Annotated in this window: 19 protein-coding genes and 1 pseudogene; 12 read left to right on the forward strand and 8 right to left on the reverse strand. The window is 71.3% G+C overall.

Features of this window, described 5'->3' with window-relative positions; all coding sequences use genetic code 11:
• The first annotated feature begins 52 nt into the window (after nt 1–52).
• From P3T29_RS19470 to P3T29_RS19485, 4 genes are all read left to right on the forward strand, one after another.
• Nucleotides 53–514, forward strand: coding sequence for an indole-3-glycerol phosphate synthase (locus P3T29_RS19470; RefSeq protein ID WP_280717795.1), 462 nt, complete (start codon nt 53–55; stop codon nt 512–514).
• Between the two features lie 134 nt (nt 515–648).
• Nucleotides 649–2,052: a UDP-N-acetylmuramate--L-alanine ligase gene (murC, locus tag P3T29_RS19475; RefSeq protein ID WP_280717796.1), complete on the forward strand. Its 1,404-nt coding sequence runs from the start codon at nt 649–651 to the stop codon at nt 2,050–2,052.
• Nucleotides 2,053–2,076: 24 nt separating this feature from the next.
• A complete protein-coding gene (gene msrB / locus P3T29_RS19480; RefSeq protein WP_280717797.1) occupies nt 2,077–2,484 on the forward strand; it encodes a peptide-methionine (R)-S-oxide reductase MsrB in 408 nt (135 codons plus the stop codon).
• Nucleotides 2,485–2,635: 151 nt separating this feature from the next.
• Nucleotides 2,636–3,433 (forward strand): TIGR04222 domain-containing membrane protein, encoded by a 798-nt coding sequence (locus P3T29_RS19485; RefSeq protein WP_280717798.1) that lies wholly within the window; start codon nt 2,636–2,638, stop codon nt 3,431–3,433.
• 52 nt (nt 3,434–3,485) lie between these two features.
• On the opposite strand, the gene hemQ is transcribed toward P3T29_RS19485, so the two are convergent.
• From hemQ to P3T29_RS19500, 3 genes and pseudogenes are all read right to left on the reverse strand, one after another.
• Nucleotides 3,486–4,211, reverse strand: a complete 726-nt coding sequence (hemQ, locus tag P3T29_RS19490) for a hydrogen peroxide-dependent heme synthase (RefSeq protein ID WP_280717799.1) — start codon at nt 4,209–4,211, stop codon at nt 3,486–3,488.
• Nucleotides 4,208–5,614 (reverse strand): protoporphyrinogen oxidase, encoded by a 1,407-nt coding sequence (gene hemG, locus P3T29_RS19495; RefSeq protein WP_280717800.1) that lies wholly within the window; start codon nt 5,612–5,614, stop codon nt 4,208–4,210. The genes hemQ and hemG overlap by 4 nt, the downstream gene beginning before the upstream one ends.
• Nucleotides 5,615–5,648: 34 nt before the next feature.
• Nucleotides 5,649–5,771 (reverse strand): annotated as a pseudogene (locus P3T29_RS19500) (Uma2 family endonuclease); the annotation flags it as partial.
• 124 nt (nt 5,772–5,895) lie between these two features.
• On the opposite strand from P3T29_RS19500, the gene P3T29_RS19505 reads away from it, so the two are divergent.
• Entirely contained in the window at nt 5,896–6,681 is a 786-nt protein-coding gene (locus P3T29_RS19505; RefSeq protein ID WP_280717801.1) for an NAD(P)H-binding protein, read from the forward strand.
• A gap of 67 nt (nt 6,682–6,748) precedes the next feature.
• Here the strand turns inward: P3T29_RS19505 and hemE are convergent, their stop codons facing one another.
• The gene (gene hemE, locus P3T29_RS19510; RefSeq protein ID WP_280717869.1) at nt 6,749–7,762 is read right to left on the reverse strand and encodes a uroporphyrinogen decarboxylase; all 1,014 of its coding nucleotides are present in this window, start codon (nt 7,760–7,762) and stop codon (nt 6,749–6,751) included.
• Between the two features lie 357 nt (nt 7,763–8,119).
• Here hemE and P3T29_RS19515 point away from each other — a divergent pair, with 357 nt between their 5' ends.
• The 6 genes from P3T29_RS19515 (at nt 8,120) to P3T29_RS19540 (ending at nt 16,320) form a co-directional block, all read left to right on the forward strand.
• On the forward strand, nt 8,120–8,770 hold the full coding sequence (locus P3T29_RS19515) for a DUF3000 domain-containing protein (RefSeq protein WP_280717803.1): 651 nt from the start codon (nt 8,120–8,122) through the stop codon (nt 8,768–8,770).
• Nucleotides 8,771–9,100: 330 nt separating this feature from the next.
• Nucleotides 9,101–9,808, forward strand: coding sequence for a response regulator transcription factor (locus tag P3T29_RS19520; RefSeq protein ID WP_280717804.1), 708 nt, complete (start codon nt 9,101–9,103; stop codon nt 9,806–9,808).
• 343 nt (nt 9,809–10,151) lie between these two features.
• Nucleotides 10,152–11,399, forward strand: a complete 1,248-nt coding sequence (locus tag P3T29_RS19525; RefSeq protein ID WP_280717805.1) for a ribonuclease D — start codon at nt 10,152–10,154, stop codon at nt 11,397–11,399.
• Nucleotides 11,400–11,671: 272 nt separating this feature from the next.
• Entirely contained in the window at nt 11,672–12,889 is a 1,218-nt protein-coding gene (locus P3T29_RS19530; RefSeq protein WP_280717806.1) for an acetyl-CoA C-acyltransferase, read from the forward strand.
• A 2-nt stretch (nt 12,890–12,891) separates the two neighbouring features.
• Nucleotides 12,892–15,018, forward strand: a complete 2,127-nt coding sequence (locus P3T29_RS19535; protein ID WP_280717807.1) for a 3-hydroxyacyl-CoA dehydrogenase NAD-binding domain-containing protein — start codon at nt 12,892–12,894, stop codon at nt 15,016–15,018.
• A gap of 177 nt (nt 15,019–15,195) precedes the next feature.
• Complete coding sequence (locus tag P3T29_RS19540) at nt 15,196–16,320, forward strand: glycosyltransferase (protein WP_280717808.1); 1,125 nt, start codon at nt 15,196–15,198, stop codon at nt 16,318–16,320.
• Nucleotides 16,321–16,368: 48 nt separating this feature from the next.
• Here the strand turns inward: P3T29_RS19540 and P3T29_RS19545 are convergent, their stop codons facing one another.
• Both P3T29_RS19545 and dxs read right to left on the reverse strand, forming a co-directional pair.
• Nucleotides 16,369–17,895 carry a glycosyltransferase family 39 protein gene (locus P3T29_RS19545; protein WP_280717809.1) on the reverse strand — a complete coding sequence of 509 codons (1,527 nt, stop codon included), beginning with the start codon at nt 17,893–17,895 and terminating at the stop codon, nt 16,369–16,371.
• A gap of 121 nt (nt 17,896–18,016) precedes the next feature.
• Nucleotides 18,017–19,939, reverse strand: coding sequence for a 1-deoxy-D-xylulose-5-phosphate synthase (gene dxs / locus P3T29_RS19550; RefSeq protein WP_280717810.1), 1,923 nt, complete (start codon nt 19,937–19,939; stop codon nt 18,017–18,019).
• 375 nt (nt 19,940–20,314) lie between these two features.
• Between dxs and P3T29_RS19555 the strand changes: the two genes are divergently transcribed.
• Nucleotides 20,315–22,441, forward strand: coding sequence for a hypothetical protein (locus tag P3T29_RS19555; RefSeq protein ID WP_280717811.1), 2,127 nt, complete (start codon nt 20,315–20,317; stop codon nt 22,439–22,441).
• A 222-nt stretch (nt 22,442–22,663) separates the two neighbouring features.
• Here P3T29_RS19555 and P3T29_RS19560 read toward each other — a convergent pair whose 3' ends face one another.
• Both P3T29_RS19560 and P3T29_RS19565 read right to left on the reverse strand, forming a co-directional pair.
• Nucleotides 22,664–23,017 carry a hypothetical protein gene (locus P3T29_RS19560; protein ID WP_280717812.1) on the reverse strand — a complete coding sequence of 118 codons (354 nt, stop codon included), beginning with the start codon at nt 23,015–23,017 and terminating at the stop codon, nt 22,664–22,666.
• On the reverse strand, nt 23,014–23,487 hold the full coding sequence (locus tag P3T29_RS19565) for a hypothetical protein (protein ID WP_280717813.1): 474 nt from the start codon (nt 23,485–23,487) through the stop codon (nt 23,014–23,016). Before P3T29_RS19565 ends, P3T29_RS19560 begins: the two co-directional genes overlap by 4 nt.
• Nucleotides 23,488–23,516: the final 29 nt, after the last annotated feature.

A 23,516-nucleotide genomic window follows, 5' to 3' on the forward strand; every position in this document is an offset into this window, starting at 1 on the left:
CACTATGGGAGTGAGACCGGACCCGGGGGCCTGCGACTGCGAAGGGACTCACGTGTTCAAGACGGTACTGATGATCGAAAAGGCGCTCTCCGACGCCGATGTGGAGCTGGTCACCACGCTCCACGGCGAGGAGAAGGTCTCCTTCGTCGTCCTGATGCAACCGCGTGGCAAGCAGGACGAGCTGCTCCGCGCGCTCGACGACGTGGCCCTCGGCCATCTGGACAAGGTGGTCCACGAGCACGACGAGACCGAGTCGACACCCACTCTTGCGAGCGAATCCCTGGCGCACAGCCTGCGCCACCTCCAGGCGGCCGACGCCGAGGCCACCGGCGAGGTGGTCGAGGCGAACCCGCTGGAGAGACTGCGCGAGGTCGTCGAGCGGACCGGCGCCGACGAGGTGCTGGTCCTGACCTCGCCGCACTTCGTCGAGGAGTTCTTCCACCGCGACTGGGCCTCACAGGCCCGGCACAAGGTGGGCGTCCCGGTACTCAAGCTGTTCGCGAGCGACTCCTGACCCCCCTCCGGCAGTAGTGCAGAATCGTCCTTGCGGAACGTCCGCAAGGACGATTGCCCTTTCCGCCCTCCCGCCGTCCCGCTCGACCTGCCGTCCCGCTGTCCCGCCGTCCCACCTTCGTACGGAGCCCTCCCTTGAACGACGCCGCCCACGACCTGCACGCTCCGCACTTCATCGGCATCGGCGGGGCCGGCATGTCCGGCCTGGCGAAGATCCTCGCGGTGCGCGGCGCCAAGGTGTCCGGCAGCGACTCCAAGGAGTCCGAGACCGTCCTCGCGCTCAAGGCGCTGGGCGCGGACGTGCACGTCGGCCACGCCGCCGAGAACGTCCCCGCCGGCACCAGCAGCGTCGTGATCTCCAGCGCGATCCGCGCCGACAACCCCGAGCTGGCCGCCGCCCACGAGCGCGGCATCCCGGTGGTGCACCGCTCCGACGCGCTGGCCGCGCTGATGGGCGGCCGCCGGGCGCTGGCCGTCGCCGGTACGCACGGCAAGACCACCACCACCAGCATGCTCGCCGTCAGCCTCGCCGAGCTGGGCCTCGAGCCCTCGTACGCGATCGGCGGCGACCTCGACGCCCCCGGCTCCAACGCGCACCACGGCGTCGGCGAGATCTTCGTGGCGGAGGCGGACGAGAGCGACCGCAGCTTCCACAAGTACGCCCCCGAGGTCGCGATCATCCTCAACGTGGAGCTCGACCACCACGCCAACTACGCCTCGATGGACGAGATCTACGAGTCCTTCGAGACCTTCGTGGCCCGGATCGTCCCCGGTGGCACCCTGGTGATCTCCGCCGACCAGGCCGGCGCCCGCGAGCTGACCTCCCGCCTGCGGGACCGCCACGCACTCCGCATCGTCACCGTAGGCGCGGCCGAGGACGCCGACGTCCGGGTGGTCTCGGTGACCGCCCGGGGGATGACCAGTGAGGTCACCGTCCTGTTCGGGGGCGAGGAGCTGACGTTCACGGTCTCCGTCCCCGGGCGCCACTACGCGCACAACGCCGTCGCCGCGCTCGCCGCCGGCGCGGCGCTCGGCGTCCCGGCCACCGAGTTGGCGAAGGCGCTCGGCAGCTACACCGGTGTCCGGCGCCGCCTGCAGCTGAAGGGCGAGGCAGGCGGCGTCCAGGTGATCGACTCCTACGCACACCACCCGACCGAGATGACCGCCGACCTGGAGGCGATCCGGGAGGCTGCCGACGGGCGGGTGCTGGTGGTCTTCCAGCCGCACCTGTTCAGCCGGACCCAGCAGCTCGCCGAGGAGATGGGCCAGGCACTGGCGCTGGCCGACGCCTCCGTCGTGCTCGACATCTACCCGGCCCGCGAGGACCCGATCCCGGGCGTCACCAGCGAGCTGATCATCGACGCGGCGCAGCGGGCCGGTGCCGACGTCCGCGCCGAGCACGCCTTCGCCGCCGCCCCCGCGCTGCTGGCCGGGCTCGCCCGGCCGGGCGACCTGGTGCTGACGATGGGCGCCGGGGATGTCACCAACCTCGGACCGGAAATCCTGGAGCACCTCTCGAACGTTGCTACCAAGGCCTGACCAACGACCCCTGGGGAGCCCGCCGTGACGTACGAGATCGAGAAGTCCGACGCCGAGTGGCGCGCCGAGCTCAGCCCCGAGGAGTACCACGTACTCCGCGAGGCAGGCACCGAGCGGCCGTTCGTCGGCGAGTACACCGACACGAAGACGGTCGGCGTGTACGGCTGCCGCGCCTGCGGGGCCGAGCTGTTCAGCAGCGAGACCAAGTTCGACAGCCACTGCGGCTGGCCCTCGTACTACGCGCCGCTGGCCGGCGACCGCGTCCAGTACATCGAGGACGTCACGATGGGCATGCGCCGGGTCGAGGTCCGCTGTGCGCGCTGCGGCGGACACCTCGGGCACGTCTTCGAGGGCGAGGGCTACGACACGCCGACGGACCAGCGGTACTGCATCAACAGCATCTCGCTGACCCTGAAGCCCACCACGGGCTGAGCGGCTCGACCGGGGGCGCGGGGCTGCGGCTGTTCGTCGGCCGGAGCCCCGCGGCGTGCCAGCGGGGTTCCCGGGCCGGCTCCGGTCACAGTTCGGTATCGCGCGTCGGCATTACTGTCCACAGCGGCCGGGCGCGGTTTACAACAAGCCCATGTGGTTGGTCTTCCTGATTCCCGCCTGCCTGGCTGCCCTGCTCGCCTGCCTCCGACTGGTACGGGTCGCGGCCACCGCCGACTCGCTCACCTGGATCGACCGGACAGAGCCCACCGAAGCGGTGGGAATCGGCCTGTACGAGACCGCCTACCTGGCCGGAGGTCCGGCCAGGGTGGTGGATCTGCTGCTGGTCCTGATGAGCTCGCGGGGCCGGCTGCACCTGGCGCACACCGGGTGGACGACGGTGGTCGACCCCCGGGGCCGGAGCCGGCTGGAGCGGGCGCTGATCACCGCCGTCGGCCCGGAGGGCCAGTGCCGGACAACGGGCCTCAAGGAGGAGCTGGTCGAGCACCCGACCGTGCAGGAGATCGGCGGCCGGCTGACGCACGCCGGGCTGGCGACCCCGCCGGCGGTGCGGGAGAGCACGGTGCTGGCGGTGCGGCAGGTACGGCAGGCGCTGATGCTGTCCGTCGTCCTGCTGGCGGCGGCACTGGCGCTGTCCACTCCGGCCAGCGCCGACGCGAGCTCGGCGGTCGCGTGGTTCGCGCTGCCGCTGATCCTGACCAGCGGCACCCTGCTGATGGCCCGGATCGACGTGCAGCCGTACACCCGCTGGGCGACACCCGCCGGGCAGGAGGTGCTGCGGACGGTACGGCTCCCCCAGCGGTCCGGCCGTCAGCGGACGGCACCGACCGGGCAGGACGGCGACGCGGAGCACGAGCTGCTGACGGCCGTGGCGATGGTCGGCCCGGCCGCGCTGCCGGACGCCCGGCTGCGGGCCGCGCTGCGGAGCTAGGGCATCCCAGGGCCGCGAGGCAGGGCCTCGCGCCCCTGGTGTGGCTGCTCGGTCAGACCAGCCCGCCCAGCAGCTCGGCGACCGGCTTGCGGCGGCCCGTGTAGAACGGGACCTCCTCGCGGACGTGCAGCCGCGCGCGGGACGGGCGCAGGTCGCGCATCAGGTCGACGATCCGGTGCAGCTCGTCCGCCTCGAAGGCGAGCAGCCACTCGTAGTCGCCGAGTGCGAAGGAGGCCACGGTGTTGGCCCGGACGTCCGGGTAGCCGCGCGCCATCTTGCCGTGCTCGGCGAGCATCGCGCGACGCTCCTCGTCGGGGAGCAGGTACCACTCGTACGACCGCACGAACGGGTACACGCAGATGTAGTCGCGCGGCTGCTCGTCGGCGAGGAACGCCGGGATGTGCGACTTGTTGAACTCGGCCGGGCGGTGCAGCGCCATGTTGGACCAGACCGGCTCCAGCACGCGGCCGAGGCCGGTGCGGCGGAAGCGGTTGTACGCCTCCTGCAGGTCGTCGGAGTCCTCGGCGTGCCACCAGACCATCACGTCGGCGTCGGCGCGCAGGCCGGACACGTCGTAAGTGCCGCGCACCGTGACGTCCTTGGCGGCCAGCTGCTCGAACAGCTCCTCGACCTCCGCCGCGAGCGCGGTGCGGTCCTCGGGCAGGTCGCCCTTGAGCTTGAACACCGACCACATGGTGTAGCGGATGACCTGGTTGAGGTCGCGGGCCTTCTTCTTCGCGGGCTGCTCTTCGGTAGTCCCGGGAGTGGTCTCAGTCATGCGCCCATTGTCCCTTCACTCACTCGTGCGCCCGTGCCCGGGGTCAACACCTCGTTGACGGCCCGCCGCGCGCTCGCGATACAGGCCGGGATGCCCACGCCGTCGTACGCCGCCCCGCAGACGGCCAGCCCACCGAGCCCCGCGACCTGTGCGCGGATCCGGGCCACCCGGTCGAGGTGGCCGACCGGGTACTGCGGCAGTCCGGCGAGCCAGCGGGTCACGGTGCTGTCGTACGGCTTCGCCCGGAGCCCGACGGCCTCGCCCAGGTCGGCGAGCGAACGTGCGACCAACTCCTCGTCGGGCAGGCCGAGGACGTCCTCCTCGCGGTGGCGGCCGAGCGACGTGCGCAGCAGGAAGGCGTCGGGGGCGGAGCGGTCCAGCCAGCCCCACTTGTTGGAGGAGAAGGTGGACGCCTTGATCGCGCGGCCGTCCACCGGCGGCACCAGGAAGCCGCTGCCGGGCAACGGTCCGGCCAGGTCCGCGCGGTGGAAGGCCATCGTGACCAGGGCCATCCCCGCGTACTCGACGGCCTGCAACTCGGTGGCCGCGCCGGGCGCTTCGGCCCGCAACAGGCGAGCGGCCTGCGGGGCGGGGACGGCCAGGATCACGGCGTCGGCAACCAGGACCTCGCCGTTGCTGACGACCCGCCAGCCCTCCGGGGTCCGGCGCAGCTCGTCCACCGGACTCTCGGTCCGTACGTCCACACCGGCCCGCACGCACGCCGCCGCGACCGCCTCGGGGAGGGTCCCCAGGCCGCCCTGGAGGCCCTGGAACACCGGCCCGCCACTCTGCGCGCGGCCGACCAGCTCGTGCACCCCCGCCACCAGCGGGCCGCCGCTCCGGGCGATCGGCAGCAGCGCGGGGACGGCGGCGCGCAGCGAGATCTCGCCGGTCTGCCCCGCGTAGACGCCGCCGAGCAGCGGCTCGACCAGCCGGTCCACCACCTCACGGCCGAGCCGGGCGCCGATGTACTCGCCGACCGAGACGTCCGTGCCGACCTCGGGCGTGTCTTCCTCGTGCCGGGCCCGCTCCAACCCCTGGTCGGACAGCACCCCGGACGCGGCCAACGCCGCCAGATCGCCGGGCACACCCATCAACTGCCCGCCGGGCAGCGGGCGCAGCGCGTCCCGGGTCCAGATCGCGGCCTTGGCGGTGCTGGGCGGCTCCAGCCGCTCCCCCAACCCGACCTGCCGCGCGAGCTCCACGCCCTCGGGCCGCCGGGCGAGCATCGACTCCGCCCCGAGGTCGACCCGCACCCCGCCGACCTCACCACCGCGCAACTTGCCGCCGAGCCGATCCGTCGCCTCCAGCAGCGTGACGCGGCCCGAGCCGCTGCTGAGGAGGGCTGCGGTCAGGCCCGCGATGCCACCGCCGATCACTACGACACGAGGTTCTGCTGCCATGCCCCGCAGTCTCGCAGAGGCGTACGGAAAGCCCTCAATCCGCCCGTCGCCGACGCTGGCCGAGCCCGTCCAGGTCCAGGCTCACCGGGAACGGAACAGGCCGCCCCAGCGTGCCGCGGAAGATTCCGACCGGGGCATACGTGGCGGTGGGCCGGTCGGGGCCTGATCCTCGGCTGCGACGGTCAGAGCGGTCACGACCCGACTGTCACAAAACGCGCGGCTCGCCGGTCTCCTTCAACGGCAAGGCATTCCGCTGGGAGAGAGATAAGAGGACTGGACCGATGAACGACGTGATCATGGTGACCGGGGCGACCGGCGTGCTGGGCCGCGAGGTACTGGAGCGGGTCCGCCGGACGGGGCTGCCCGTACGGGCCTTGACCAGGAAGGCACCGCCGCCGGTGACCCCGGGCGTGGAGTGGTTCACCGGGGATCTGGCCAAGGGCGACGGGCTGGCGGCGGCGTTCGCCGGCGTGCGTACGGTCATCCACTGCGCGACCGACGTCCGCCGGTTCAAGAACGACATCCCCGCCTTCCAGCACCTGTTGGAGGCGTCGAAGCGGGCGGACGTCGAGCACATCGTCAACATCTCGATCGTCGGGGTCGACCGCATCCCTTACCCGTACTACCGGATCAAGCTCGAAGGCGAACGGCTGCTGGCGGGGTCGGGGATCGGCTGGACCACGCTGCGGGCCACCCAGTTCCCCGACCTGATCGACCTGGCGCTGGGGTTCCTGGCCAAGTCACCGGTCCTGATCGTGCCGTCCGGGACCAGCTGCCAGCCGGTGGACCGGGGCGAGGTCGCCGACCGGCTGGTCGAGCTGGCCCAGGGCGGCCCGGCGGGACGCGTCCCGGATCTGGCCGGGCCGAAGGTGTACCCGCTTGTCCGGCTGGCCAAGGATTGGGCGGCGGCTGCGGGCAAGCGCCGGCTCGTGCTGCCGGTCTTCATCCCCGGGAAGATCGGCGCGGGGTTCCGCTCCGGCGCACTGACCGCGCCCGACCGCGCGGTGGGCGTGCGGACCTGGGAGGACTACCTGACGGCGGAGGTCGCCGGCCGCAACGCGACGTAACCGGGCAAACACCGGAGGGGGCGCGTGGGGACCTCCCACGCGCCCCCTCCGGTGCCGGGCGGCGGCCCTACCGCGCGCTGACCTCGTGCACGAACTCGACCAGCCGGGAGAGTGCGTCGGGGTCCATGCTCGGCATCACACCGTGCCCGAGGTTGAAGATGTGCCCGCTGTCGCCGAGCGCCTGAGCGGCGTGCAGCACCTCGCGGGCCTTGGTCTCGACCACGCGGGTGGGGGCGTAGAGGACGGCCGGGTCGAGGTTGCCCTGCAACGCCTTGCCCGGGCCGACCCGCTGGGCGGCGACGTTCAGCGGCACCCGCCAGTCGACACCCACCACGTCCGCACCGGCCTGGCTCATCAGACCGAGCAGCTCACCGGTGCCGACGCCGAAGTGGATCCGGGGCACGCCGTACGGGGCGACGGCCTCGAACACCTTGGTGCTGGCGGGCATGACGGAGCGACGGTAGTCGTCGGGGGCGAGGGCGCCGACCCAGGAGTCGAAGAGCTGGACGGCGGAGGCGCCCGCCTCGATCTGGATCTTCAGGAAGGCGGCGGTGATGTCGGCGAGCCGGTCCACCAGGGCGGCCCACAGCTCGGGCTGCCCGTACATCATGGCCTTGGTCTTCTCGTGGCTCTTCGACGGCCCGCCCTCGACCAGGTAGCTGGCGAGCGTGAACGGCGCACCGGCGAAGCCGATCAGCGGGGTCGCGCCCAGCTCCTCGACCAGCATGCCGACGGCCTCGGTGATGTACGGCATGTCGTCCGGCCCCAGCGGTCGCAGCCGCTGGAGGTCGTCCATGGTGCGGATCGGGTCGGCGATCACCGGGCCGACGCCGGGCTTGATGTCGACGTCGATGCCGACGGCCTTGAGCGGCACCACGATGTCGCTGAAGAAGATGGCCGCGTCCACCTTGTGCCGGCGGACCGGCTGCAGGGTGATCTCCTTGACCAACTCGGGCTGCATGCAGGAGTCGAGCATCGCGATGCCCTCGCGCACCTTGAGGTACTCGGGCAGCGAGCGCCCGGCCTGGCGCATGAACCAGACGGGGGTGTGCGGCACGGGCTCGTGGCGCGTGGCGCGCATGAAGGCGGAGTCGTACGCGGCACCGCGGCGCGCGGGGTGCTGCTGACCGGTCTGGGCTGCGGGGGTCGCCGCGGATGTCTCACTCACGATCCAAATCTTCGCACGCGCCGTGCGCCGCGCCTTCAGCGGCAACTCGTTGCTTCCTCCAAGATCTTGATCGCGATCCCGGCCCGTCCGACCCACCCTCCGACCAACCGTCCCGACCCGGTGCCCGACCCGCCGCCGTGTGATCTTGGTCGCGATTCCCGGCGGCGACCCGCGTAGATCCGAGGCAAATCCGGCGAAGTCAGCCCGTCGGCACGCCGCACGGGCGGAAGTTACTCGGAAAGCGGCGCCCACCGACCTAGGCTTTCGCTCATGGCAGCGGTCGGCGGGCACCCCGCACAAGGTGGCGGAACGGGCAAGGAGTCGGCACCGATCGAGTTCCGCAATGCGGTCGAGGCGCTGGCCGGGGCGCGGCTGCGTCCCGAACTGCAGCTCGCACCCGCCCCGGCGCCGCGCCGGCTGGCACCGTTCGCGTACGCGCTGACCGCCTCGGTGGAGGTGGACGGCGAGGAGCTGGCGGACGGACGACTGGTACTGCTGCACGACCCGGCCGGGCAGGAGGCGTGGCGCGGCGACTTCCGGGTCGTCACCATGAGCCGGGCCGAGCTGGAGCCCGAGATGGCGGGCGATCCGATGCTCGCCGAGGTCGGCTGGGCCTGGCTGATGGACGCCCTGCAGGCGCACGGCGCCGGGTACGCCGAACCGAGCGGCACGGTGACGCACGCCGCGTCGCAGTATTTCGGCGGGCTCGCCGAGCGGCCCGGCTCGACCGAGATCGAGGTCCGGGCGTCCTGGACGCCCGCCGACGGGCGGTTCGAACGGCACCTCGCGGCCTGGGGCGACCTGCTCTGCATCTGCGCGGGCCTGCCGCCGGTCGTACCGACCCCGCTGTCGCTGCCCGACGCACCGTCACTCGGCGGAGTGGTCCCGATGCCCGCGAGGCGGCGTCCGCGCTCCCACTGAGCCGTCCACGCTCCCACGGAAGAGGGGCAGGACTTCGGTGTACCCGAAAAGCCACCCGCAGGACTGACGGCGGGTGGCTCCGGCCCCGCTCACAGTCAATTCCGTTGCAGAGAACGCCAGTCCTTGATCTGGATCGATCGATTCTGTGCGATTTCGGGGCATGTCGTATCAGTCACCTGCGCGATTTGTCCGTATTGTTACTCACTAAATCGTGATCTTTCGCTAAAGCCGGGCACGTTTGATGCCGAAGGTGTCAGTGACCCTTTCCGCAAGCGGAACACTCCGACCGCCCCCCATCGGGGTCCGTCCGCTACTCCCCCAGGAGGTCTGGTGTCGGTCCTTCTCGAGCACCCCGCAAACGTGGTCGCCTACCGGCCGACGAAGCCCACCGCCATGGTGGTCATCGCCGATCCCCGCGTCCGAAACACCGTCACCCGCCACTTGTGGGCGCTCGGCGTCCGCGACGTCATCGAGGTCTCCTCGATCGCCGAGGCCCGTCCACGCGTCTCCACTCCCCGGGACATCTGCGTCGCCGATGTCCACCTCCCGGACGGCTCCGGGCTGACCATCCTGGCCGAGACCCGAGCGGCAGGCTGGCCCAACGGCCTGGCGCTCTCGGCCGCCGACGACATCGGCGCGGTCCGCAGCGCGCTGGCCGGCGGCGTCAAGGGCTACGTGGTCACCGGGACCCGTACCAATGTCGCGATGCCCGGCCGGCCCGGACTGCCGATCGGCGCCGGCTCGCTGGCCGGCCGGATGCGCCGCCCGGGCATGCCGGGTGCGGTCGGTGCGCCGGGCGCACCCGGAGCCCCCGGCGCACCCGGGGTCCAGCCGACCGCGTACCGGGAGCTGTCCGGCCGCGAGGTCGAGGTGCTGCGGCTGGTGGCGGAGGGTCAGTCCAACAAGGCGATCGGTGTCGCCATGGGACTGTCCGCCCTCACCGTGAAGAGTCACCTGGCCCGGATCGCCCGCAAGCTGGGCACCGGCGACCGGGCCGGGATGGTGGCGGTGGCACTGCGCACCGGCATCATCCACTGAACGGCGGCGCCCACTGACGACAGCGGCGCCTCGGCACGCAGCACCACCCCCGGCAGGCCACGGCGGTAGTTGGGAGGAACGTTTCCTCCGGACCACCGCCGTGGCCTGCCGCCGTGGGCGGACGCCGTGGACGGACAGCGTGGACGGACAGCGTGCGGCTCGTCCTGTCGGCCCGTACCTGTCCGCTCGCACCTGTTGTACGTGTCCGCTCGTACCGGTCCGCTTGTATTCCAGGGTTCGGGCGAATGCGAACCATCCGCCCCAGGCCGTCGGCATATGTCCGAACACGGTCTGACCAGTCCGACAACACTCCCGGGCCCAGGTGCCGTCGTACTCTTGGTGGGTGACCGACGCCGTAGCAGCCATCCCAGAAGAGACAGCCCCGGTCCCGCTCCTTGAACCCAGGGAGGGGCTCCCGCCCGTCGTGGTCGATGAGACGGCGCTCGCCGCCACCATCGCCGCGTTCGGCTCGGGCACCGGTCCGGTCGCCGTCGACGCCGAACGGGCGTCCGGTTACCGCTACGGGCAGCGGGCTTACCTGATCCAGTTGCGACGGGCCGGCGCCGGCACCGCGCTGATCGACCCGATCGCCTGCCCGGATCTGAGCGCGCTCGGTGAGGCGCTGGCGGACACCGAGTGGGTGGTGCACGCGGCGACCCAGGACCTGCCGTGCCTCGCCGAGGTCGGGATGCGCCCGCGCACGCTGTTCGACACCGAGCTGGCCGGGCGGATCGCGGGCTTCCCCCGGGTCGGACTCGGGCCGATGACCGAGAACGTACTCGGCCTCTCGCTCGCCAAGGAGCACTCGGCGGTGGACTGGTCGACCCGTCCGCTGCCCGAGCCGTGGCTGCGGTACGCGGCGCTCGACGTCGAGGTGCTGGTCGAGCTGCGCGACGCGCTCGAGCAGGAGCTGGACGCCCAGGGCAAGCTCGGCTGGGCACTGGAGGAGTTCGCGGCGATCGCGAACGCCCCGAAGCCCGCCCCCCGGGTCGACCCCTGGCGCCGCACCTCCCAGCTGCACAAGGTACGGCGGCGGCGTCAGCTCGCCGCCGTCCGCGAGCTGTGGCAGGCCCGGGACCGGATCGCGCGCGAGCGCGACGTCTCGCCCGGGCGGGTGCTCGCAGACACCGCGATCGTGAACGCCGCACTCGCCATGCCGCAGAACACCCCCGCGCTGCAGGCCGTCCAGGGTTTCGGCCCGCGCGTGCACCGACGGCAGCTGGAACAGTGGCTGGCCGCGATCGACCGCGCCCGGGAGATCCCGGAGGCCCAGCTGCCGCCCGCCACCGCGCCGCACGAGGGCCCGCCGCCGCCGCGCGCCTGGGCCGAGAAGGACCCGGTCGCCGCCGCCCGCCTCTCCGGGGCCCGCGCGGCCGTGACGGAACTCGCCGAGGCGCACAGCCTGCCCGCCGAGAACCTGATCACCCCCGACCTGGTCCGCCGGGTCTCCTGGGAGCCGCCCGCGGCTCCCGACGCCGCGTCGGTCTCGGCTGCGCTGCGGGCGATGGGCGCGCGGCAGTGGCAGGTCGACCTGGTCGCCCCGGTGATCGCAACGGCCTTCACGGCAGCGGCGAACGCGGCGAGCGCCTAGCTTTTCTGCTTTTCGGGGGCGCGGGGAACTGCGCGAATCGGAAGTCACCGAGCGGGCACTGCTCCGCCAAGAGATTTCGCGCACTTCCCGCGCCCCTGAAAGACTCCCCGCCACCTGCGCAGCAGGCTCCGCAGGACGTGTCGCGGGACACAACCCACCGCCCCTGGGCAAGTTAGTTACCGGCGGGTAGCATGGCCGTGATGCAGCGCCGCTCGACGTATGGGCGGCTGCCTGCGCACACCGTCCTGTTGGTCCCTGGGAGGAGAGCCCCCGTGCCTCGTACCGCGAGGGACGTCGTCTTCGTCGATGGCGTCCGCACACCGTTCGGCAAGGCCGGCCCGAAGGGCATCTACCACGAGACCCGTGCCGACGACATGGTCGTCAAGTGCATCCGGGAGCTCGTGCGCCGCAACCCGAACCTGCCCGTCGAGCGCATCGACGAGATCGCCATCGCGGCCACCACCCAGATCGGCGACCAGGGCCTGACGATCGGCCGTAGCGTCGGCCTGCTGTCCGGGCTGCCGAAGTCCGTTCCGGGCTACGCGATCGACCGCATGTGTGCCGGCGCGATGACCGCCGTCACCGCCACCGCCGGTGGTATCGCCTTCGGCGCGTACGACATCGTGCTCGCCGGTGGCGTCGAGCACATGGGCCGCCACCCCATGGGTGAGGGCGTCGACCCGAACCCGCGCTTCATCTCCGAGAAGATCGTCGACGAGTCGGCGCTGTTCATGGGCATGACGGCGGAGAACCTGCACGACCGCCTGCCGCACATCACCAAGGAGCGTTGCGACGCCTACGCGGTGCGCTCGCAGGAGAAGGCCGCCAAGGCGTACGCCAACGGCGACATCCAGCCCGACCTGGTGCCGATCTCGGTCCGGAACACCAACCCCGACGCCGGCGAGACCGGCTGGGGCCTGGCGACCACCGACGAGCCGATGCGCCCGGGCACCACGATGGAGAACCTGGCGGGTCTCAAGACCCCGTTCCGCGTGCACGGCAACATCACCGCCGGTAACGCGGCCGGTCTGAACGACGGCGCCACCGCCTCGCTGCTCGCGGCCGAGGACGTGGCCCTGGAGCTCGGCCTGCCGATCAAGATGCGGATGGTCTCCTTCGCCTACGCGGGCGTCGAGCCCGAGGTCATGGGCATCGGCCCGGTGCCGGCGACCGAGAAGGCGCTGGAGAAGGCCGGTCTGACGATCGACGACATCCAGGCCTTCGAGATCAACGAGGCCTTCGCCGTCCAGGTGCTCTCGCTGCTGGACCACTACGGCATCGCGGACGACGACGAGCGCGTCAACCCGTACGGCGGCGCGATCGCGTACGGCCACCCGCTGGCCTCCACGGGCGTCCGCCTGATGAACCAGCTGGCCCGCCGCTTCGAGCAGCGCCCGGACATCCGGTACGGCCTGACCACCATGTGCATCGGCATGGGCATGGGCGGGACCGTCATCTGGGAGAACCCGCACTTCGAGGGTGGTAAGTGATCATGAGCACCACTGAGCTGCTGAAGCGTGCCGCCGAGCTGTTCCCCGGCGAGGTCGTCACCACCGCGCACGTACGCCACCTGGACCTGCCGCTGCAGGCCGGCAAGCTGGCGCTGATCACCCTGGACAACGGCTTCGACCACACCAAGCCGACCACCTTCGGGCCCGGCAGCCTCGCCAAGCTGTCCGAGGCGCTGGACCAGGTCGAGGCCGAGGCCGCCGAGGGCAAGATCGTCGCCGTCGCGATCACCGGCAAGCCGTTCATCTTCGCGGTCGGCGCCGACCTCAAGGGTGTCGAGGTGCTCAAGGAGCACAGCGACGCGCTGGCCATCGGCAAGGGCGGCCACGACGTCTTCAAGCGGATCGCCGCGCTGCCCGTCCCCAGCTTCGCCTTCTACAACGGCGCGGCGATGGGCGGCGGCGTCGAGGTCGGCCTGCACTGCAGCTACCGCACCGTCAGCACCGGCGTCCCGGCGTTCTCGCTTCCCGAGGTCTTCCTCGGCCTGGTCCCCGGCTGGGGCGGCTGCACGATCCTGCCGAACCTGATCGGTCCGGCCAAGGCTGTCAAGGTCATCATCGAGAACTCGATGAGCCAGAACAAGCAGCTCAAGGGCAAGGACGTCTTCGAGCTCGGCATCGCGGACGCGATCTTCGAGCCGGCCGACTTCCTGGAGCAGTCGATCCTGTGGGCCGCCAAGGTCCTCAAGGGCGACACCGTCGTGACCCGCGAGGAGATCGACCGGGGCAAGGCCTGGGACGACGCCGTCCTCTGGGGCCGCATGGTCGCCGACGCCAAGGTGCACGGCGCCGCTCCGGCCGCCTACAAGGCGCTGGACATCATCGCCCAGGTCAAGGACCAGGACCTGCAGGCCGGCTTCGACGCCGAGGACATCGCGCTGGCCGACCTGATCATGGGTGGCGAGCTGCGCGCGGGTCTGTACGCCTTCAACCTGGTGCAGCGCCGGGCCAAGAAGCCGTTCGGTGCGCCGGACAAGTCGCTGGCCCGTCCGGTCACCAAGGTCGGCGTCGTCGGCGCGGGCCTGATGGCCTCGCAGCTGGCGCTGCTGTTCGCCCGCCGTCTGCAGGTGCCGGTGGTCCTCACCGACATCGACCAGGAGCGCGTCGACAAGGGTGTGGGCTACGTCCACGCCGAGATCGACAAGCTGCTGGCCAAGGGCCGGGTCAACAAGGACAACGCCAACCGCCTGAAGGGCCTGGTCAGCGGTTCGCTCGACAAGGCCGCCGCCTTCGGCGACGCGGACTTCGTGATCGAGGCCGTGTTCGAGGAGATGGGCGTCAAGCAGATCGTCTTCGCCGATCTGGAGGCCGTGGTCTCGCCGACCTGTGTGCTGGCGACCAACACCTCCTCCCTCTCGGTCACCGAGATGGCGTCGAAGCTGCAGCACCCCGAGCGGGTCGTCGGCTTCCACTTCTTCAACCCGGTCGCGATCCTCCCGCTGCTGGAGATCGTCCGCGGCGAGCAGACCGACGACGCCTCGCTGGCCACGGCCTTCGGCGTCTCGAAGAAGCTCAAGAAGACGGCCGTCCTGGTCAAGGACGCCCCGGCGTTCGTGGTGAACCGGATCCTGACCCGCTTCATGGGCGAGATCCAGAGCATCATCGACGAGGGCACCCCGATCGCGACCGTCGAGAAGGGCGTCGAGCCGCTCGGCCTGCCGATGTCCCCGATCGTGCTCCTCGAGCTGGTCGGCCCGGCCATCGCGCAGCACGTCTCGGAGACCCTGCACCGGTCCTTCCCGGACCGCTTCGCCGTCTCCGAGAACCTCGGCAAGGTGGTCAAGGCCGGCAAGCGCGGCTTCTACATCTGGGAGGACGGCAAGCAGGTCCTCGACCCCGAGGTGCTGGCGCTGCTGACCTTCGGCGACTCCGTGCTGACCGAGGAGCAGGTCCTGACCCGCTCGCTCGACGCGGTGGCGCAGGAGATCGGCCTGATGCTGGACGAGGGCGTCGTCGGCGAGGCGCAGGACATCGACCTGTGCATGATCACCGGCGCCGGCTGGCCCTTCCACCTGGGCGGGATCACCCCGTACCTGGACCGTGAGGGTGTCTCGGAGCGCGTGACGGGCAAGAAGTTCCTGGCCCCGGGCCTGGCCTCCGTCCCCGCCTGACAGCCTGCTGTCCGAACCACCGAAGTGCCGGAGTCGGTCCCCGACTCCGGCACTTCGTCGTCGTGACGGCACTTCGGCGTCGTGACAACACTTCGGCGTTGCACGGAAGGGCGCTTGACCACTCGTCAGATCGATTTGGCAGACTACGAACAGTCATACCGATTCGAGGAGTGCAGAGTGCGAATACTGTTCACGGGCCCGCCGTTGGCCGGGCACCTCTTCCCGATGGTGCCGACCGCCCAGGCTCTGCGTGCCGCCGGGCACGAGGTGCTGTTCGCCGGTTCCCAGCCACTGGACCGGATCCGGGGCGCCGGCTTCACGATCGCCGAGATCGGCGACGGCACCACGCTCCGGGAGGCGTTCGAGCGCGCCGCGCCCACGCAGGAACGCGGCTACGTGACCCGCGAGCTGCCCCAGAGCCAGATCCTCGACCGGGCCGCCCTCGGCTTCGCCGAACTCTGCCGGCCCACCGTGGACGGCCTGCTGGCCACGGCGGCGGACTGGGGCGCGGACCTGCTGGTCCACGACTCGTTCCAGGCCGCCGCACCACTGGTGGCGGCGAAGCTGAAGCTCCCCTCGGTGGTGCACAACTTCGGCATCGTCTCGGGCCACGAGATGATCGCCCGGCTGGCCGGCAACTTCCAGGACGTCTACGAGCGGCACCAGGTGGCCGGCCCCGCGCGGCCCGTCGCCCTGGACGTCATACCCGCCTCGCTCGGCGGGGACGGCGACGACTGGCGCGTACGGTTCGTCCCGTACAACGGCGGCGGGGTGGTACCGGCCGACCTGCTGCGGCGCGGCGAGCGGCCGCGGATCGCCGTGACGCTGGGCTCGGTGCTGACCCAGTGGGACGGCGTACGGTCCATCACGGGGCTGGCCAAGGCCGCCGCCTCGGTGGACGCGGAGTTCCTGTTCGCCGTCGGCGGCGCGGACCTGGCGGCGCTGGGCGAACTCCCGTCCAACGTCACGCCGCTGCCCTGGGTGCCGCTGGCGGAGCTGCTGCGCACCTGCGACGCGCTCGTACACCACGGCGGCTCGGGGACGATGCTCACGGCCGTCGCGGCGGGCGTACCCCAGCTGGTGCTGCCGCAGGGCGCCGACCACTTCACCAACGCGGACGCCGCCGTGGCGGGCGGGTTCGGCCTCCGCGCCGGGTCGGACGCGGTGGACGGCGAGCTGCTCTCCCGGCTGCTGACCGACGACGCGCTGCGGGCGGGGGCCGCGAAGATCCAGGCCGAGAACGCCGCACTGCCGTCACCCGCCGCCGTGGTGGCGGGCTTCGAGGCCCTGGTCCGGGGCTGACGGCACCAGGACCGGGCCGGTCAGGGGCGCGGGCCCCCCGTGCCCCTGTCACCGCTTGAGGCGGTAGATCACCGTGTCGGCGTTGACCGCGACCACCTCGTAGCGGGTGGTCAGCAGGCTCTCGATCCTCGGGATCAGCTCGGGCTGGTAGGGGGCCCGGCCGGAGTCGTCCACCACCACCTCGGGCAGGTTGTTGGCGAGTTCCTGGTCGAAGGTCTGCCAGGCGTCGCTGACGCTGTACTGCTCGCCGACCTGCTTGTTGTCCTTGCCGCCGCTGAAGTTGGTCAGGAAGCCCGCCGTCAGGTAGCGGGAGGCGGGCTTCCGGTCGGCCAGCCAGTACAGCTCCGGGTGCATGCCCCAGACCAGCACGGTGTCCTTGGGCGTGCTCTGCTCGGCGACGGTGGTGGCGACCTCGGTGTTGTGGGTGATGGTCTGGCCGGGCCAGAACACCGCCAGGCCCCAGAAGGCGGTCGCGGCGGCCGTGCTGTAGACGAGCACCGGCCGCCAACGACACGCGGAGGTGCTGACGGCGCCGACGCCGAGCAGCACCAGCGGCGGCATCAGCTGGAGGTAGTAGTGGCCGAAGAAGTGGAACCCGGTGCTGACCGCGACCGCCGAGGAGAGCAGCCAGACCCAGAGGTCGGCGGTCGAGCCGTGTTCCTCGGCGGCCGGTGCCGAGGTGCCACGGCTGCGGTAGCCGAGCCAGAGGCGCCGCCCGAGCGGGATCAGGAAGCCGAGTCCGGCGGCCGCCAGGATCGCGCAGTTGCCGAGCGCGCGGCCGGTCATCTGCAGCCAGGCGCCGCCCAGTGAGGCGTAGTCGCCACTGCCGGTGACGACCCAGAACAGGAAGCCCTTGGGCTTGGTAAGGATCACCGCGACGAACGCTATCGGCAGCGCGAACCCGAACATGATCTTCGCCAGCGCGGGCGGCCAGCGCACCCCGCGTAGGCGGGCGTCCTGGTAGAGCATCCAGAGCACCGGCAGCAGCACCGCGCCGCCGGTCTGCTTGGTGAGCGAGCAGAGCGCCACCGCGATCCCGGCGGCGAGCCAGCGCCGGCGCTCGGCGTACCGGAAGGCCGCCACCATCGCGGGCAGCATGAAGACCTCGAAGGTCGCCGCCTGGGCGTCCTCCGGGGAGAGCCCGATGGAGATCAGCAGGTAGAGCGCGCCGGCGGCGGCCCCGGCCCGGTCGCCCCAGCGGCCACGCGCGATGGAGGCCAGCAGGACGGCCGTCACCAGGTGCGCGACGATCGCCAGGGTGCGCAGCGGCCAGAGCGAGGTGGAGCCGAAGACGGCGAAGCACGCCTCGTACAGCCAGGGCAGCAGCGGGGGCTTGCGGTCGACGACCGTGTCGTAGAACACGCCGCCGTCGGCCAGCATCCTGGCCTGGGTGGCTAGGTACCCCTCGTCGGGGCTCCAGACCGGCCGGAGGAAGGACGGGACGTGGGTGACCACCGCGAGCAGCGCCAGGATCGGGACCACTCTGGTCCAGTACCCCACCCGGACACGCTCGGGCAGCCGTACGGTCAGGCGCGCGGTCAGCACGGCGAGGGGGTGGGCGGAGTCGGTTGGCACGGGTGACAACCTACCGGGCGGGACCGTCGAGAACCTCGTCGGTCCCGCTTTCGGTGCGATCATCTGACATTGTCGCGACGGCGTACGAATGCCCGCCGACACCCGTAGCCGCCCGGGGTGACTACGCCTCGACCCGGGCCGCCACCGGCCGGTCCGACGCGAGCTTGGCCACCAGCGCGGTGATCTGGCGGGCGATGGCCGGGGCGTTCAGGCCGATCTCGGCGAGGATCTGGTCCCGGGTCGCGTGGTCCAGGAACTCCTGCGGGATGCCGAAGTCCCGCAGCGGGACGTCCACCCCGGCGTCGCGCAGCGCCTGGGAGATCGCCGAACCGACGCCGCCGGCCCGGCCGTTGTCCTCGATCGTGACGACCACCCGGTGCTCGGCCGCGAGGCCGGGCAGGGCGGCGTCCACCGGCTTGACCCAGCGCGGGTCGACCACGGTGCTGGTGATGCCCTGGGCGGCCAGCAGGTCGGCCGTCTCCAGGCCGGTCGCGGCCATCGAGCCGACCGCGACGATCAGCACGTCCGCGCGGTGGCCGTCGGTGGCCTCGGTGCTCTCGCGCAGCACGTCCATGCCGCCGATCCGGCCGACCGCCGGGACCGGCGCCGCGACGACGCCCTTGGAGTACCGGACCACCGTCGGGGCGTCGTCCACCTCGACGGCCTCGCGCAGCTGGGCGCGGAGCTGGTCGGCGTCACGCGGGGCGGCGAGGCGCAGGGTGGGTACCAAGTTCATGATCGACATGTCCCACATGCCGTTGTGCGAAGCGCCGTCGGGGCCGGTGACACCCGCGCGGTCCAGGACGAAGGTCACACCCAGCTTGTGCAGGGCGACGTCCATCAGGACCTGGTCGAAGGCCCGGTTCAGGAAGGTCGCGTAGACCGCGACCACCGGGTGCAGCCCGGCGGTGGCGAGACCGGCGGCCGAGACGGCGGCGTGCTGCTCGGCGATGCCGACGTCGAAGATCCGGTCCGGGTACGCCTTGGCGAACGGCGCGAGGCCGACGGGGTGCAGCATCGCGGCGGTGATCCCGACCACGTCCTTGCGCTCCCCGCCGATCGCGACCATCTCGTCGGCGAAGACGCCCGTCCAGTCCTTGCCCGCGCTCTTGATCGGCAGGCCGGTCTCCGGGTGGATCACACCGACCGCGTGGAAGCGGTCCTCGTCGTTCTGCTCGGCGGCGCGGTAGCCGCGCCCCTTCTCGGTGAGGCAGTGCACGATCACCGGGCCGCCGAAGCCGCGCGCCTTGGTCAGCGCGGACTCCAGGGCGACCAGGTCGTGGCCGTCGATCGGGCCGATGTACTTGAGGCCGAGGTCCTCGAACATGCCCTGCGGGGCGATGAAGTCCTTCAGGCCCTTCTTCGCGCCGTGCAGGGTCTCGAACAGCGGCTGGCCGACCACGGGGGTGCGCTGCAGCGCGTCCTTGCCCCAGGTCAGGAAGCGCTCGTAGCCCTTGGTGGTGCGCAGCGTGGCAAGGTGGTTGGCGAGGCCGCCGATGGTCGGGGAGTACGAGCGCTCGTTGTCGTTGACGACGATGACCAGCGGGCGGTCCTTCGCGTCGGCGATGTTGTTGAGCGCCTCCCAGGCCATGCCGCCGGTGAGGGCGCCGTCGCCGATCACCGCGACCACCGTGCGGTCGTTGTGACCCTGCAACTGGTTGGCCTTGGCCAGGCCGTCGGCATAGCCGAGCACGGTGGAGGCGTGCGAGTTCTCGATCACGTCGTGCTCGGACTCGGCGCGGGACGGGTAGCCGGAGAGGCCGCCCTTCATCCGCAGCTGCGAGAAGTCCTGCCGCCCGGTGAGCAGCTTGTGCACGTAGCTCTGGTGGCCGGTGTCGAAGAGGATGCGGTCGCGCGGCGAGTCGAAGACCCGGTGCATCGCGACGGTCAGCTCGACCACGCCCAGGTTCGGGCCGAGGTGGCCGCCCGTCTTGGAGACCTCTTCGACCAGGAAGGTACGGATCTCCTCCGACAGCTCGGCCAGCTGTGCCGGGGTGAGCCGGTCGAGATCGCGCGGTCCCCGAATGCGGGTCAGCAGGGCCACCCGTTCCTCCTCGTTAAAAGGTCCCGGACCGTTGTGGGCCCGACGGGCTTCGCTGCCCTTGGCGCCGGTCGCTCCGAAGGTCTCGGAGTGCCCGGACTGGTCGAGTCTAATGTCCAGCCGCCGGGCTTCGACTGTGGGTCGATTTCCTCGCGGGATGTTCGACCCGCGTCCGAATCGTCCGCCCGGGCCGCCCGGCTCGGCCGGTGGCCGATTTTACCGCCCCTTCACCGGCTGCCCTTCGCGCGTACCCTGTCGCGTTCAGTTCAGCTGTGGAACTCTGTGGCGAGCACGAGCGGGGGAGGCTGGTGGTGCTCTCCTGCACAGGTTCTACGCGCGTCGACTCCGGCGCGTGGCAGCGCCCAGAGAAGGAGCAGGATGCGCACCAGCAGAGTATTGGCCCTGGCGCTCACCGCCGGCCTCAGCCTCGGTACGGCCATCGCGGGCCCGGCGAGCGCCGCCGATCCGCAGCACCACCGCCCGAATCCGACGGGGTGTCAGATCTCGGCGAACGGAAGTGACTTCCGCCACGTCATCTATCTCCAGTTCGACAACGTGCACTTCACCCGGGACAACCCGAACGTTCCTTCGGACCTGGAGCAGATGCCGCGCCTCCAGAACTTCCTGCAGAGCAACGGAACGCTCTCCGGCAACAACCACACGCCGCTGATCGCCCACACCGGCAACGACATCCTCACCTCGCTGACCGGCCTCTACGGCGACCGGCACGGCCAGGCCGTGTCCAACTCGTACCGGTACTACAACCCGGACGGCACCACGAACTCGGCGAGCAGCTTCGCGTACTGGACGGACGGCGTCGCCGACTCCTCCGTGCCGGCCCCGGCCGACAGCACGCCGACCATGGTCGGCCCGGACGGCAAGAACGCACCCGCGCCGTGGGCCGCCTACACCAAGGCCGGTTGCGACTTCGGCGCCGTCTCGGCGGCCAACACCGTGCTCGAGAACACCACCGTCGACATCAACAAGGTGTTCGGCGCGAACTCCGCGCAGGCCGCCGAGGCCAAGGCCGACCCGGCCAAGGCGCAGGCCGACTACGTCGGCATCGGCGTCCACTGCGCACAGCACTCCGCCGTCTGCGCCAAGGGCAGCACCAGCCCCGACCTGCTCCCCGACGAGCCCGGCGGCTACAACGGCTACCAGGCGCTGTTCGGCGGCAAGGCCGTCGACCCGGCCATCGCGGGCGCCGCCGCCGTGCAGTCGACCGACGGCAAGCCGATCACCGACCCCAAGGGCAACCCGGGCTTCCCCGGCTTCGACGCGATGACGGCGAACAACTCGCTCGGCTACGTCGCCCAGATGCAGGAGGCTGGCGTCCCGGTCACGTACGCGTACATCTCCGACGCGCACGACCAGCACGGCGCCAACAGCGGCGCGTACGGGCCCGGCGAGGCCGGGTACGTCCAGCAGCTCAAGTCGTACGACAACGCCTTCGGGACGTTCTTCGACCGGCTGCAGAAGGACAACATCACCCCGGCCAACACGCTGTTCGTGGTGACCTCGGACGAGAACGACCACTTCGTCGGCGGCAAGCCCACCCCGGCCAACTGCGACGGCGTGACCGTGCCGTGCAGCTACGCCCAGATCGGCGAGGTGAACGCCAACTCCCGTGGCCTGCTGGCCACCCAGCAGGGCGTCAGCACCCCGTACCAGGTGCACTCGGACTCCGCGCCGAACTTCTACCTGAACGGCCAGCCCGGCGCGAACGACCCGCGCACCCGCTCGTTCGAGCAGGCCTGGTCCAAGGTGACGGCGGCCAACCCGATCACCGGGAAGACCGACACCATCTCGCAGTTCCTCGCCGACCAGAACGAGATGAAGATCCTGCACATGGTCACCGGCGACCCGCTGCGCACCCCGACCTTCACCTCGTTCGCCAACCCGGACTACTACGTCACGGCGGGCGCGGCCGACTGCTCCAAGTCCTGCGTCTACCTCGGCCCGGCCTACGCCTGGAACCACGGCGACTTCGCACCGGACATCAACACCACCTGGCTCGGCCTGGTCGGTCCGGGCGTGAAGAAGCTCGGGCACACCGACGCCGTCTGGTCCGACCACACGGACATCCGCCCGACCATGCTCGCCCTGCTCGGCCTCAGCGACAGCTACACCCACGACGGCCGGGTGCTGACCGAGTTCCTGGACCACCGCGCCCTGCCCCGGACCCTCGCCCGCGAGGTCGGCGCGTACCAGCGCCTCGCCACCGCCTACAAGCAACTCAACGCGGGCGTCGGTGAGTTCGCGACCGCCACGCTGACCGCCGCGACCACCGGCATCGCCTCGAACACCCCCGGGGACGCCCAGTACCTCGCCGGCACCAAGAAGCTGACCGCGCTCGGCACCCAGCGCGACCAGCTGACCAAGAGGATCGCCCAACTGCTCGACCGGGCCGCCTTCGACCGGGGCCGGATCAGCTCCGGCCAGGCCCGCGACCTGGCCGCCCAGGCCGACTGCCTGATCCAGCAGGCCAAGCACCTGGCCGGCTGACCTGCCCGTTCCACGACACCCCAGGGGCTCCGGTGGCTGATCGACGCCACCGGAGGCCCTGCGGCCTCCCATGACCACGTGATCACGCTCGCCGGCACCAGCACCAGCACCTCCCCACGCCCGAACGGGCAGACACGGAGACATGCCGAGGAGAGCGTCCCAAGCCCCTTGAAAGAGAGTGGCGGTGGGACATCGGCTGCAACCGCCCTGCGGGGAGAAGCTTCAGTCTGTGGCCTTGGGGTGACCGGTGCCCGCACAGGTGATCGAGGCGGTTCGGTTGGCGTCGTCGAGCAGGTACCAGATGCGTCCGCCGCCAGTGACCTCGTACTGCCGGCGTTCCAGGTCCTGGCCCTTGAAGGTGCTGGTGCCGAGCTTGCCCTTGAGGCGGTGCTGACGGTCGGGGTTGTCAGGGGCCCGGGGAGTGGCGCGGATCTTCTCGAAGGCGCGGCGCAGGTTGCCCGCGGCCTGGCGCCCCAAGTGTTCCCAGCCGTCGGCGGCTTCGGTGTTGGCGAATCGGAGGTCGTACTCTTCGCCGATCGGGGGCGGCGCGGCCCGGTCTCCGCGCTTCGGGCTCATCCGGCTGCCTCGGGCATGGGGACCGGTCCGAGATCGCCGTCAGGCTCACGGGTGAGGATGGCAAGCAGGGCGGGGTCCGCGTAGATCTCGGCACTGTGCCGCCACTGGGTGAGCAAGAGTGCGATCGGGGCGAGGTTGTCCAGGGCCACCGCACCGCGTGCCGTGTCCACCAGCTCGCAGAGCAGGGTGTCGACGTCCTCGGCCGGCAGGAACGTACTCCACGGCAGGGCTTCGGGCAGCACCTGACGCAGGGCGGCGATGTTCTCGGTCCGCACCAGCCCGGTCAGCAGGCGCGAGGTGAAGTCCACGACCGAGGCATCCCGCTCCATCTGGTCGATGCGCATCAGGGCGAGGTCCCCCGCGTCGCGTCGCCGCAGCCGTAGTGCGCGGACGGTGTCCAGCCTGCGCGTCGTGGCGGCAGGATGGTGGAGCAGCTCGCTGAAGGGCACGTCCTCGTAGGCTGCAGTCATGATATCCACAGTAGCTCGGATGTCAGCTG

The organism is Kitasatospora sp. MAP5-34, from assembly GCF_029894335.1.
Classification (GTDB): domain Bacteria; phylum Actinomycetota; class Actinomycetes; order Streptomycetales; family Streptomycetaceae; genus Kitasatospora.

Coding starts and splice junctions, on each gene's coding strand:
- P3T29_RS19535 (WP_280717807.1), top strand. CDS start 12,892: ATGAGCACCACTGAGCTGCTGAAGCGTGCCGCCGAGCTGTTCCCCGGC.
- P3T29_RS19560 (WP_280717812.1), bottom strand. CDS start 23,017: ATGAGCCCGAAGCGCGGAGACCGGGCCGCGCCGCCCCCGATCGGCGAA.
- P3T29_RS19505 (WP_280717801.1), top strand. CDS start 5,896: ATGAACGACGTGATCATGGTGACCGGGGCGACCGGCGTGCTGGGCCGC.
- hemQ (WP_280717799.1), bottom strand. CDS start 4,211: ATGACTGAGACCACTCCCGGGACTACCGAAGAGCAGCCCGCGAAGAAG.
- P3T29_RS19485 (WP_280717798.1), top strand. CDS start 2,636: ATGTGGTTGGTCTTCCTGATTCCCGCCTGCCTGGCTGCCCTGCTCGCC.
- hemG (WP_280717800.1), bottom strand. CDS start 5,614: ATGGCAGCAGAACCTCGTGTCGTAGTGATCGGCGGTGGCATCGCGGGC.
- hemE (WP_280717869.1), bottom strand. CDS start 7,762: ATGCGCGCCACGCGCCACGAGCCCGTGCCGCACACCCCCGTCTGGTTC.
- P3T29_RS19565 (WP_280717813.1), bottom strand. CDS start 23,487: ATGACTGCAGCCTACGAGGACGTGCCCTTCAGCGAGCTGCTCCACCAT.
- P3T29_RS19515 (WP_280717803.1), top strand. CDS start 8,120: ATGGCAGCGGTCGGCGGGCACCCCGCACAAGGTGGCGGAACGGGCAAG.
- P3T29_RS19555 (WP_280717811.1), top strand. CDS start 20,315: ATGCGCACCAGCAGAGTATTGGCCCTGGCGCTCACCGCCGGCCTCAGC.